At 39.5% G+C, this 11,975-nt stretch carries 15 protein-coding genes; 11 read left to right on the top strand and 4 right to left on the bottom strand.

The annotated features are described in order from the left end of the window. The 6 genes from purM to IGJ63_RS07215 all read left to right on the top strand — a co-directional run bounded on the left by purM (window position 1) and on the right by IGJ63_RS07215 (window position 5,618). Window positions 1-1,032 carry a phosphoribosylformylglycinamidine cyclo-ligase gene (purM, locus tag IGJ63_RS07240; RefSeq protein ID WP_002369275.1) on the top strand — a complete coding sequence of 344 codons (1,032 nt, stop codon included), beginning with the start codon at window positions 1-3 and terminating at the stop codon, window positions 1,030-1,032. Continuing rightward, a complete protein-coding gene (gene purN, locus IGJ63_RS07235) occupies window positions 1,029-1,601 on the top strand; it encodes a phosphoribosylglycinamide formyltransferase (protein WP_002364081.1) in 573 nt (190 codons plus the stop codon). The genes purM and purN overlap by 4 nt, the downstream gene beginning before the upstream one ends. Next, complete coding sequence (gene purH / locus IGJ63_RS07230) at window positions 1,553-3,139, top strand: bifunctional phosphoribosylaminoimidazolecarboxamide formyltransferase/IMP cyclohydrolase (protein ID WP_431831237.1); 1,587 nt, start codon at window positions 1,553-1,555, stop codon at window positions 3,137-3,139. Before purN ends, purH begins: the two co-directional genes overlap by 49 nt. Window positions 3,140-3,157: 18 nt before the next feature. After that, on the top strand, window positions 3,158-4,405 hold the full coding sequence (gene purD, locus IGJ63_RS07225) for a phosphoribosylamine--glycine ligase (RefSeq protein ID WP_010823738.1): 1,248 nt from the start codon (window positions 3,158-3,160) through the stop codon (window positions 4,403-4,405). 128 nt (window positions 4,406-4,533) lie between these two features. After that, window positions 4,534-4,863, top strand: coding sequence for a DUF1648 domain-containing protein (locus tag IGJ63_RS07220; RefSeq protein ID WP_010713335.1), 330 nt, complete (start codon window positions 4,534-4,536; stop codon window positions 4,861-4,863). Between the two features lie 20 nt (window positions 4,864-4,883). After that, window positions 4,884-5,618 (top strand): TIM44-like domain-containing protein, encoded by a 735-nt coding sequence (locus IGJ63_RS07215; RefSeq protein WP_010775890.1) that lies wholly within the window; start codon window positions 4,884-4,886, stop codon window positions 5,616-5,618. A gap of 40 nt (window positions 5,619-5,658) precedes the next feature. Here the strand turns inward: IGJ63_RS07215 and IGJ63_RS07210 are convergent, their stop codons facing one another. The 4 genes from IGJ63_RS07210 to IGJ63_RS07195 all read right to left on the bottom strand — a co-directional run bounded on the left by IGJ63_RS07210 (window position 5,659) and on the right by IGJ63_RS07195 (window position 8,059). Next, entirely contained in the window at window positions 5,659-6,180 is a 522-nt protein-coding gene (locus IGJ63_RS07210; protein ID WP_010707505.1) for a QueT transporter family protein, read from the bottom strand. A gap of 145 nt (window positions 6,181-6,325) precedes the next feature. Further along, a complete protein-coding gene (locus tag IGJ63_RS07205) occupies window positions 6,326-7,111 on the bottom strand; it encodes a 3-oxoacyl-ACP reductase (RefSeq protein WP_438746160.1) in 786 nt (261 codons plus the stop codon). A 62-nt stretch (window positions 7,112-7,173) separates the two neighbouring features. Then, window positions 7,174-7,407, bottom strand: a complete 234-nt coding sequence (locus IGJ63_RS07200; protein ID WP_002357284.1) for a DUF2829 domain-containing protein — start codon at window positions 7,405-7,407, stop codon at window positions 7,174-7,176. Beyond that, window positions 7,397-8,059: a YigZ family protein gene (locus IGJ63_RS07195; RefSeq protein ID WP_010708717.1), complete on the bottom strand. Its 663-nt coding sequence runs from the start codon at window positions 8,057-8,059 to the stop codon at window positions 7,397-7,399. Before IGJ63_RS07195 ends, IGJ63_RS07200 begins: the two co-directional genes overlap by 11 nt. A 141-nt stretch (window positions 8,060-8,200) precedes the next feature. On the opposite strand from IGJ63_RS07195, the gene IGJ63_RS07190 reads away from it, so the two are divergent. From IGJ63_RS07190 to hpf, 5 genes are all read left to right on the top strand, one after another. Beyond that, window positions 8,201-8,488 carry a DUF7662 domain-containing protein gene (locus IGJ63_RS07190; protein WP_002357286.1) on the top strand — a complete coding sequence of 96 codons (288 nt, stop codon included), beginning with the start codon at window positions 8,201-8,203 and terminating at the stop codon, window positions 8,486-8,488. Window positions 8,489-8,608: 120 nt separating this feature from the next. Next, window positions 8,609-8,944: a PTS sugar transporter subunit IIB gene (locus IGJ63_RS07185; RefSeq protein WP_002360150.1), complete on the top strand. Its 336-nt coding sequence runs from the start codon at window positions 8,609-8,611 to the stop codon at window positions 8,942-8,944. A gap of 98 nt (window positions 8,945-9,042) precedes the next feature. Continuing rightward, window positions 9,043-10,359, top strand: a complete 1,317-nt coding sequence (locus IGJ63_RS07180; RefSeq protein ID WP_284954979.1) for a DEAD/DEAH box helicase — start codon at window positions 9,043-9,045, stop codon at window positions 10,357-10,359. Then, on the top strand, window positions 10,349-11,035 hold the full coding sequence (locus IGJ63_RS07175) for a ComF family protein (protein WP_010818860.1): 687 nt from the start codon (window positions 10,349-10,351) through the stop codon (window positions 11,033-11,035). Before IGJ63_RS07180 ends, IGJ63_RS07175 begins: the two co-directional genes overlap by 11 nt. Before the next feature lie 138 nt (window positions 11,036-11,173). Continuing rightward, the gene (gene hpf, locus IGJ63_RS07170; protein ID WP_002357293.1) at window positions 11,174-11,725 is read left to right on the top strand and encodes a ribosome hibernation-promoting factor, HPF/YfiA family; all 552 of its coding nucleotides are present in this window, start codon (window positions 11,174-11,176) and stop codon (window positions 11,723-11,725) included. Window positions 11,726-11,975: the final 250 nt, after the last annotated feature.

The raw sequence follows: 11,975 nt of genomic DNA, 5'->3' as shown, positions 1-11,975 counted from the left end.
ATGGAAAATGCCTATTCAAAAGCTGGCGTAAATGTTGAGGCAGGATACGAAGTAGTGGAACGAATTCAAAAGCATAGCCAAAAGACACAACGGACGGGAACGTTGGGCATGCTTGGTGGTTTTGGTGGTTGTTTTGATTTAAGTAGTTACAAGCTTAAAGAACCAGTTTTGGTATCAGGAACGGATGGCGTAGGCACAAAGTTACTCTTGGCAATTGAAGAACAGAAACACGAGACAATCGGAATTGATTGTGTAGCAATGTGTGTCAATGATGTCGTCGCACAAGGCGCCGAACCGTTATATTTTTTAGATTATTTAGCGTTAGGGACCGTTAATCCAGCTAAAGTTGAAGCAATTGTTGCGGGTGTTGCGGCAGGCTGTTGTGAGGCGAATGCAGCCTTAATTGGGGGCGAAACAGCTGAAATGCCTGATATGTATGAAGCAGATGCTTATGACGTGGCTGGTTTTGCCGTGGGTATTGCTGAGAAAAGTCAACTCTTGACTCCAAGTAACGTAAAAGAAGGCGATTTCTTGATTGGTCTTCCTTCAAGTGGTCTTCATTCTAATGGTTACTCTTTAGTAAGAAATATTTTTTTTAAGAAACATTCGTTTAAAACAACGGACAAGCTTCCAGAATTGGCACCCAAAACGTTAGGGGAAGAATTATTAACACCAACAAAAATTTATGTGAAGGAATTATTGCCATTGTTAAAAGCAGGACTCGTGCATGGGGCTGCGCATATTACTGGCGGCGGGTTTTTAGAAAATCTACCAAGAATGTTTTCTTCCGCATTAGCTGCAGAGATTCAATTAAATAGTTGGCCAGTGCTACCAATTTTTAAATTGATTCAAAAATACGGTGAAATTCCACCTGAAGAAATGTATGAAATTTTCAATATGGGCTTAGGGATGATTTTAGCGGTGAGTCCAGAGCATGTTGAAAAAGTTCAGGAGCTTTTGCCAGAAGCTTTTGAAATTGGTCGTTTGGTACCTAGGAAAACGAAAGCCGTTATTTTTAAGGAAGCCTTATGAAGATAGCTGTTTTTGCATCTGGCAATGGTAGCAATTTTGAGGCGATTGCTGCAGCTTTTTCCCAGAAAAAAATCGCAGGGCAGTTGAGCTTAGTCTTTTGTGATCAGCCTGAAGCCTACGTATTGACCCGTGCCCAAAAACGCAAGATTCCCGTTGTTTGCTTTTCGCCATCTGATTTTTCATCTCGTGAGCAATATGAGGAACAAGTATTGAAACATTTAAAAGAGCATCAGATCGATTTAATCGTGTTAGCTGGTTATTTGAGAATTATCGGCAAGACTTTACTGGAGGCTTATCCAAAGAGAATCGTCAATATTCATCCTTCTCTGTTACCTAGTTTTCCAGGTCTTCACGGAATTGAAGAGGCATTTCATTATGGAGTGAAAATAACAGGAATCACTATCCATTATGTTGACTCTGGGGTTGATACAGGACCGATTATTTTCCAAACAACCACCAAGATTGATACTGAAGATACTTTGGACACATTAACAGAGAAAATTCATGCTCTTGAGCACGAATGGTACCCAAAAATAATTTCACAAATTGTAAAGGAGACAATGAAATGACCAAAAGAGCATTGATTAGCGTTTCAGACAAAACAGGAGTGACAACATTTGCAGCAGGCTTAGTTGCAAATGGCTTTGAAATTATCTCCACTGGGGGAACAAGGACTGTCTTAGAAGAAGCCGGGGTACCGACACTTGCTATTGACGACATCACTGGCTTTCCCGAAATGTTAGATGGCCGTGTCAAAACGTTACATCCGAATATCCATGGCGGACTTTTGGCAAAAAGGGGAAACCAAACGCATCAAAAAGCACTGACTGAACAAGGCATTCAATTTATTGACCTTGTAGTAGTGAATCTTTATCCATTTAAAGAAACAATTTTAAAACCAGCAATCTCTGAAGCAGAAGCAATTGAAATGATTGATATTGGCGGTCCTAGCATGTTACGTTCAGCGGCAAAAAATTATCAAGACGTAACAGCAGTGGTTGATCCTAGTGATTATGAACAGGTATTAAGTGAAATTAGCAGCACTGGAACTAGCCAGTTAGCCACCAGAAAAAGATTAGCAGCAAAAGTCTTTCGTCATACCGCTGCTTATGACGCGCTTATCGCTGACTATTTAACGACGCAAGTGGGTGAAACTGAACCAGAGAAACAGACGCTTACTTATGAACGTAAGCAAACATTGCGCTATGGTGAAAATAGCCATCAACAGGCCACCTTTTATCAATCCGTTGTACCTGTATCATTATCCATTGCTTCCGCTCGACAACTTCATGGCAAAGAACTGTCATATAACAATATTCGAGATGCTGATGCAGCACTCCGGATTGCTAGCGAGTTTACAGAACCTACGGTCGTCGCTGTTAAACATATGAACCCATGTGGAATTGGAACAGGAAAAACGATTTTGGCAGCCTATCGTCAGGCATTTGAAGCAGATCCAGTTTCAATTTTTGGTGGCATTGTTGTTTTGAATCGTCCAGTGGACCAAGCGACTGCGGCTGAAATGCATCAAATCTTTTTAGAGATAATTATTGCGCCTAGTTTTGAGGAAGAAGCTCTGGCATTGTTATCTCAGAAAAAGAATCTTCGTTTGTTAACGTTAGATTTTCATGCTCAAGAAAAAAAAGCGGTGGAATTAGTTTCTGTTATGGGCGGGTTATTAATTCAAGAACAAGATACAGTTGTTGAAAATGACCAAGCATGGCAAGTTGTTACAGAGCGCCAACCCACACCAGCCGAAAGAGACGCATTGAACTTTGCTTGGAAAGCAGTCAAGCATGTAAAATCAAACGCTATTGTTTTAGCCAATGAAAGTCAAACAGTGGGAATTGGCGCTGGTCAAATGAATCGAATTGGGTCAGTAAAAATTGCAGTTGATCAAGCCCAAGCAGCTGGAAAATTACAAGGGGCCGTCTTAGCAAGTGATGCCTTTTTCCCCATGGCAGATAGTGTGGAATATGCTGCACAACATGGCATTCAAGCAATTATTCAGCCAGGCGGGAGCATTAAAGATCAAGCATCAATTGATCTAGCGAATCATTATGATATTGCGATGATTTTTACTGGGACTCGTCATTTCAAACATTAATTTTTAAAGGAGAAACCGATGAATATATTAGTGATTGGGCGTGGTGGTCGTGAACATGCAATTGCCAAAAAATTACAGCGAGAAGACAAAGTCAAGACTGTTTATTGTGCACCAGGTAATCCTGGTATGAGTGGTGATAATATTCGGACCGTACCTATCAGTGAAGAGCAGCAAACGGAACTAATTCAATTTGCGAAGGATAATCAGATTGATTGGACATTCGTCGGACCAGAAACGCCATTAATTGAAGGGATTGTAGACGCCTTTCAAGCAGCGGGATTACTGATTTTTGGCCCGACAAAAGCAGCTGCAATTATTGAAGGTTCAAAAAGTTTTGCGAAAGATTTTATGCAAAAATACCAGATTCCAACGGCGGAATATCGGGTCTTTCGACGTTTGGCACCTGCCTTAGAATATATTGAACAGCAAGGCGTACCAATTGTTATTAAGGCAGATGGTTTGGCAGCTGGAAAAGGAGTAGTAGTTGCCGAAACAAAAGCAGCCGCAAAACGGGCGCTAGTTGCGATGATGGAGGATCAACAATTTGGAGTAAGCGGTCAAACGGTCGTAATCGAAGAATTTTTGCAAGGAGAAGAATTTTCCTTAATGGCCTTTGTTTCTAATGAGAAGGTATATCCGATGGTGATTGCTCAAGATCATAAGCGGATTTTCGATGGGGATGCTGGTCCGAATACAGGGGGGATGGGTGCTTACACACCAGTGCCTCAGATCCCAGAAGAAGCGGTTCAGCAAGCCATTAGCCAAGTCCTGAAACCGACTGCTAAAGGAATGGTGGCTGAAAAACGTCCGTTTCAAGGGATTTTATATGCTGGTTTAATCCAAACAGCAACTGGCCCCAAGGTTATTGAATTTAATGCTCGATTTGGGGATCCAGAAACACAAGTTGTGTTGGCACGTTTAGAGAGTCCCCTTTCAGAAATAATTTCTTCATTGCTGGCGAAAGAGCAACCAACGATTGTATGGAATGAGTTAGCGAGTGTTGGTGTTGTTGTAGCAGCAGAAGGCTATCCTAATCAATACAAGACAAATCTACCATTACCCGAAATGTCTGGTGAAACCATCTATTATGCAGGGGTAACTCGTTCAGAACAGGCTCTGGTTTCGGCTGGCGGACGAATCTTTTTAGCAGAAGCAACTGCTTCGACTCTTGAAGAAGCCCGCAAAAAAGTTTATCAAACATTGGATAATTACTCATTTCCTGGAATGTACTACCGAAAAGATATAGGCGTGAAAGGCTTGATTTAGGATTTTTAAAAACAGAGGCAAGGACATTTAATCGAATGTTTCCTTGTCTTTTTTTTATTGCAAATTCAGATAGGGAGGCATAAACTGAAAGTATATCCATCATTAAACTAGAGGAGAAAGCTAAATTAATGAGAGAGAAGCAGATTGAAAAAGTTAGTCAGGGGTTATTTATTGTTACAAGTGTCTTGGCAGTTAGTTTACTGTTATTAAGTGCGGTGTTTTATCCTGATTTACCAGCTCATGTGCCCATTCATGTGAATTTTTGGGGCGAGGGTAATTCGTTTGGCCCAAGATCTAGTATATTTATGTGGCCAGCGGTCCTGTTTGGCTTGAGTATTTATCAACGAAGTTATCAATCAGTACAACCATATGGCAGATGGCTGAAGGTATTATTAATCATTGTTAATCTTGGCGCTTTGTTTAGTATTCTGCGTCTATTTATTCATTTGTTGGTTTGAAGGGGTCGAAAGGTGAGAAAATGAGAAAGTTAATTTTGGTTTTTGTGGGTTGTGCCATGGCCTTTTGTTTATGGCCTAATCAAGCAGCGGCTGTAGCTGGTGGCTACGGCGGTGGACGTGTAGAAAGTCCTAGCGGGGGTAATCCCTCGAATGGTTTTTCGCCAAGCGGTGATGGATCAAGAAGTTATGTTCATCATAACGAGACTGGGACCAGCAACACAACGCCACTGGAAGGCTTAATTTCAACAGTGTTTTTTGTTCTTTTTGGGGGCGCGATGATTTGGCAAAGACGCCGCAGAAATCAACCAGTCGATGAAGGCGCTTTTCAAGAAATGTGGGCAGCATTACCTGGAACATCAAAAGAAAAAAAGGCACTCTTAAAAGAAATACAACAAACGTTTTTAGAAATACAACAAGCGTGGGATCAAGAAAATTTGTCTGTAGTCAAAGATAACTATACAGAAAAACTTTATCAAAAACATCTTGCAGTATTACAAGAAAATCAACAAGCGGGCATCAGAAATCATGTAAAAAAAGTGAAAGTAGCGCCAGCTTCGAATTATCATCCTATTAGTGAAAACAGTTTTTCACTGATGCTTCATTTTTCTTGTATTGACTACGAGGAAGATACTCAAAGCGGTTGTGTTTTATCGGGATACAAGCATCAAAAACAATATTTTTCACAACTTTGGTATTTTGATTACAATCCATCTCTTGGAAAATGGCAAGCAGACTTCATTCAACCTAAAGGATAGTGCTAAAAAGCGCTTGGGGTTTAAACCCCCAAGCGCTTTTTTATTCTTCGATGCGTTTTACAAGCTGTATTTTTTTATTTAATACGTAAATCAGGATGCCGCCGACTGTCATTGAAAGAAGTTCACCAAGTCCAACGGTCAACCATGTGTACCAAAAAGGTAACTGATAAAAGAATGTTAAGGGTCCGGCGACAGTGAACATGGACAAAGCAAAAAGAATGGCCGTCAGCATCAGTTTAATCAATAAATTTTGCTGATTTTTTGTCGCAAAATAGGCAATCCATAAGACTACGCACGTCCCAGCGCTACCGATGACTATATCGATGATACCAAGAGGCGAAGCGGTATTGGCAATCGCAACCCCTAACGTAATGGACCAGATATATCGCTTGTTAAAAACGCCTAAATAATTAAATAATTCGGCAAGACGAAGCTGTATCGGACCAAAACTAAGCGGAGCGAGAAGTACAGTGACAACGACATACAAAGCGGTAACTAGCGCCATTTTAGCCAAAGCCGTAGCTGACCACGTACTGGTTTGTGGATTTGATGAATGATTCATTTAAGATTCTCCTTTATAAAACAACGACGTGTTTTAGTGATAACCATAACCAAAGGAAGGGCAGCAAAGCCAACTGAAGTGTTATGGTGTGAGTTGCCTCACTGTGTTACATGTTACTGAAGAACAGACACTCTGTAAAGTCTTTTTATTTCATGGTCCAACCACCATCAATGGTCATAACTGTGCCGTGGATATAATCAGCGTCATCACTAGCTAGAAATAATGAAAGTTTTGCTACCTCTTGTGGCTGTGCCCAACGGCCCGCGGGTGTTTCACGTGCTACCCAAGTAGCCATTTCACCTTCTCCTGCAAAATCAGCTGCGTTCATGGGTGTTTGGATGGCACCTGGCGCAATCGCATTTGCTCGAATGCCTAATTTGGCATAATCGTAGGAAAGTTGTTTTGTATACCCGATGATTGCGTGTTTGGAGGCAGTGTACGCTGCGCCGCCGCCCCCAGCTACTAAGCCAGCGATAGATGCCATATTAACGATTACTCCTTTTTTTTGTTGGAGGAAATAAGGTAATAGAGCATTGGTCACTAAAAAGACACTTTTTAAATTGGTTGCTAAAATTTGATCCCATAAAGCTTCCGAAGTTTCTAGAGAAGGACGATAATCATCTAAAATACCTGCCGTATTTAATAAAATATCAATTTGGCCGTTGTTTTTCACAATTTGTTTCATCGTGGCTTGCACAAATGAGGGAGAAGACACATCACCGACAAAATAAGTAAATGGCTTAGTAGAATCTGGATTAACCAGTGCGGCTGTCTGTTTTAACCCCGTTTCGTCTAGGTCGATGCCAATAACCTCAGCACCTTGCTCAGCAAAGGCAATTGCTTGTGCTTGGCCAATCCCTGAAGCTGCACCAGTTACAAGCACCCGTTTTGCTTCAAATTCTTTTGGCATAAGAAAAACTCCTTTAAACATTTAAAAATTAAGGTCTGGAAGAACGAGCAATCGCCGTAATCTGCCAGACCTTATGTGTGTAGTTATGCTTCAACAATCACCCAATCTTCTGCTAAGACATCACAAGGTGTTGGTGAAAACATGCTGTAGCCTTCATCAGAAGTTTTGATTAAAAAATACGGGGTAACTTGTAAAAATTCACCTTCGGAGGTGCCAATTTCATCACGTAATTCAATAAAAAGTTCGAAACCGCTCCAGCCTTTACGTACGGCTTTTTTTCCTGCTTTAATCTGTGGCAATACTTCTTCAAATGTCATTTGATTGTGCTCCTTTTTCGTTAAATGGTAGTTCGTGATAGCTCGTTGCGCCTTTTTCAATTGTCAACTGACCGTTAAGTAGATCCGTCATTTCAGCTATAAATGTTTCTGTTGCTTGTTCATCTACTAAACAAATTAACTGAATAGACTCTGTGTAAATAGTTTCTTTAAGCGTGTAGGGACTATGTTCCAAAAAGGCTTGGGCTTTTCCTAATAAAGGATAGGCGATCGTAATCAATAGCTCTTGTTGCAATTTGCCAATGACTAAACCAATTTCATCTAAAGTGTGGGAAAGAGCATGACTATATGCTCGGATTAAACCACCAGTGCCTAATTTTATTCCGCCAAAATAACGAGTGACAACAGCCACTACGTTGATTAACTCTTTTTTCTTTAAGACTTCCAGCATTGGAACACCAGCAGTGCCACTAGGTTCGCCGTCATCGCTACTCCGCTGAATGTCATTTTTTTCGCCGATCACAAAAGCACTACAATTATGATTGGCTTTCCAATGTTCTTTTTTTATTGCGGCGATAAAGGCTTTTGCTTCTTCTTCTGATGTTACGCGCTTTACAGAACAGATAAACCGCGATTTCTTGATTTCAATCTCGCTGAAACCATCTTGTTTGACTGTAATATAGCTTTCTAACATATGGGCATCCTTTTCTCTCGTAATAAAGTCAGTATAAAAAAGAATCAACTGAATAGCAACTTTTTCTCTCATCTTTTTTGTGAGATTTTTGGAAAAAAACGTTATAATAAGGTATGATAGAGAAAAGGGAGGCGCTGGAAAATGGTACATACACGACAGAAAAAATATGATACAATTACTCATTATTTGAAAACGAATGGCGGTTCCCAAGTTACTTTGACTTTTACTCAGTTTGATGAATTGTTATTCCCTCATTCTGGTTTACCAAAAACTGCTAAAACAGATGTCGATTGGTGGGCGAACGATTATAAGCATCCAGAAAAGGGCGCTTATGGTTGGTTGAATGCGAGTTACCAAGTAGTTCAAGTGAATTTGGAAAAAGAATATGTGGTATTTAATAAATTGCTGAAGTCAGCATGGTACGTTTAAACTAGGATTGTATCCGCTTTAAAAAACAAGAATGATTGACAAAAATTAACTTTACACTATAATATTTTTAATAGATAATGTTGAAAATTGAAAAAGGCAATGGTAAAAGGGGCTGTTAAAATGTCAAAAAAAACAATTATGTTAGTTTGCTCCGCAGGAATGAGTACTAGTTTACTTGTTACAAAAATGCAAAAAGCAGCATTTAATCAAGGCTTAGATGCTCATATATTTGCGGCTTCTGCATCGGAAGCAGAAACAAATTTAGAAAATAATCCAGTCGATGTGTTATTGTTAGGTCCACAAGTTCGTTATATGAAGAGTGATTTTGAAAAGCGTCTATCACCAAAAGGTATCCCAACAGATGTCATTAGCATGTCTGATTACGGCTTAATGAACGGGGAAAAAGTGTTGGAACAAGCCTTGGGTTTGTTAGCACAAGCAGATAAAAAAGAGTAAAAACAAGTTGTTTTTTCGAGAATCTTCGAAAAAGCAACTTGTCTTTTTTTTCGCAAAAAAGCTAGAGAAATGCGTATTTTATAAATGAGGTGGTTAACATGGAAGATTTGCATGGACGTAAAATAATTCTTGAAGAAACAGAACCTTCAATACAGACAAAACTGGTTTATTTACCAACAATGTTAGAGCGTTCCCCCTTAACAATTCAATGTCAGCGGTGCGGGGAAGTCGTATCCAAAAAAGAAAATAGATTGGCGATAAATGCATACTACTGTCATGCGTGCATTCAATTAGGCCGTGTGACTTCTTGTCAAAAATTTTGTCATTTACCAGAAAGGCCCAATAGCCCAAGAACTGTCTTTTTTGAGTGGTCTGGACAATTAACAAAGGGACAGCAAGCGATCTCAGTTGAACTTTGTGAGACGGTAAAAATAAGAGAGAATCGCTTAGTGTGGGCAGTTACAGGTGCAGGCAAAACAGAAATGTTATTTGCTGTTTTACACCAAACCTTACAAGAAGGGGGGCGGATTGCGCTGGCTTCGCCGCGTGTCGATGTTTGCTTAGAACTGTTTCCCAGAATCCAAGCGGTTTTTCCTCATGAAGTAATTGCTTTACTTCATGGAAACAGTCAAGAACCGTATCGTTATACGAAACTAGTGATTTGCACCACCCATCAATTATTGAAATTCCATCAAGCATTTGATTTACTTATCGTTGATGAAGTCGACTCTTTTCCTTTTGTTAATAACGAGCATCTTTATTATGGAGTGCGTAACGCACGAAAAAAAAGAAGTAGCTTGGTGTACTTAACAGCAACGCCTACGAAAGAATTGCGGAAGCTTTTGCAGCAAAAGAAGTTAGCAGCCAGTATTTTGCCAGCAAGATATCACCGTAGGCCATTACCTGTGCCACGCCGATTTTGGGTTCAGTCGTGGCAACGTATTTCTAGTAAAAATATTAAAATCATTGCACATCATTTGAAACGTTTATTGGTGCGTAATTCAGTTTTACTATTTTGCCCAAGCATTTCATTAATTCACCAATTGCATGCGTTAATAGCTGAGCGATTTTCCGACAAAGAAGTTGTCGCCGTTTATGGTAGTGATGAGCTTCGCCTGGAAAAAGTTCAAGCAATGCGTCAGCAGAAAACGGATATTTTGATCACTACAACCATTTTAGAACGTGGTGTGACTTTTGATGCAGTCTCAGTTATTGTTTATGGTGCCGATCATCGAGTCTTCACTTCTTCAACACTTGTCCAAATTGCGGGCCGAGTCGATCGAAGACAAGAATTCAATTACGGCGAAGTTTTATTTTTACATGATGGGGAAACAAGAGACATGAAAGAGGCAATTCGGCAAATAAAGCAAATGAATCGCTTGGCTAGCAAACGAGGGATGTTAGATGGATTGTAAAAATTGCGCAAGCCCCATTCGTTTGGAGATAACATTAAAAATGCTCTTACGTTTTAAAAAATGGGCGAGGCCTTCACTTTGCCAGCACTGCCAAGCAAAGTTCCAGAAACTACCAATGATAGGCACTTGTTTTGGCTGTAGTCGCGTCAGCCAAGAGCGCTATTGTTTTGATTGTCAAAGGTGGCAGCTGCTTTATCCCGAGTATTCTTTTCATAATGCAGCGTTGTTTCATTATGATGAAGGAATGCAAGAGTGGATGGAACGCTATAAATTTCAAGGAGACTATCGCTTAAGAATGTGTTTTAACGAGGAAATCAACTTTTACTTTCAGCAACAATCTGCGGACTATATTATTCCGGTGCCCTTATCCGAAAAGCGAATGCAAGAACGAGGCTTCAACCAAGTAATTGGCTTACTAGAAGCGGCTGATGTTCCGTACAGCCCTTTTTTAATTAGAAAAGAGGAAAATGTTCCGCAATCTAAGAAAACTAGAAAGGAAAGGATGCAGTTGCAACAACCATTTGCCATCCAAAAAGAAAACCAAAAAAAATTAAAAAATTGTTCTGTTATTTTGGTGGATGACATCTATACCACTGGACGAACTCTTTTCCACGCAGCTGCTGTTATCAATGACTGTTATCCTAAAAGTTTGAATACGTTTACTCTCGCGCGGTAAAAAGAAAAGAATTCATAAATTTGATGACTATTTTGTTGGCAAAACCCAGATTATTCGATATAATGAAATTAAGAAGAAGGGAATTAAAGAGTGGTCCTTTAATCTTTTCTTTACTGGTAGATGAAAGGGGTAATTGTTATGTTTAGATATAATGTACGTGGAGAAAATATCGAGGTAACCGAAGCGATTCGAGACTATGTTGAGAAAAAAGTCGGTAAATTAGAAAGATATTTCAGCGATTCACCTGAAGCAACGGTTCACGTGAATTTGAAAGTGTACACTGAAAAAACAGCCAAAGTCGAGGTTACTATTCCTCTTCCTTATCTAGTTTTACGAGCTGAAGAAACGTCACCTGATTTATACGCAAGTATTGATTTGGTTGTCGATAAATTAGAACGACAAATTCGTAAATTTAAAACAAAAATCAACAGAAAATCTCGTGAAACAGGACGTAACAATACAAAAGCCGCTGTCTTCTTAGTTGGTGAAGAAACAGAAGAAACACCTTCAGAATTAGACATCGTTCGTACAAAACGTCTATCATTAAAACCGATGGACAGTGAAGAAGCTGTTTTACAAATGAACATGTTAGGACACAACTTCTTCATTTTTGAAGATGCTGAAACAAATGGAACAAGCATTGTTTACCGTCGTAAAGATGGCAAATATGGCTTGATTGAAACAGACTAAAGCTTAAAATAAGAGCTGAAATGCCTTCGTGCATTTCAGCTCTTTAAACATCTTTAAAGCACGGAGTAAAGAAAAAATAAAGAAATACATAAAATAACTTTAAAAGTTCCTCTTTTAAAGGAAAATGTCTGTAAAATAGAGAGAAATGGTTTTCTTTCTCGTCAAGTAATGATAAAATAAAACGGATAGATTGTGCTTCTTGTACAAAAAGGATACAAAAATAAAAAGAGGTAATTGAAAGGAACACAGA

This window comes from Enterococcus sp. DIV1375a, from assembly GCF_051712205.1.
GTDB lineage: Bacteria > Bacillota > Bacilli > Lactobacillales > Enterococcaceae > Enterococcus > Enterococcus faecalis.
Note: the sequence above shows the minus strand (reverse complement) of the source record. Positions and strands in the feature narration are given on the sequence as shown.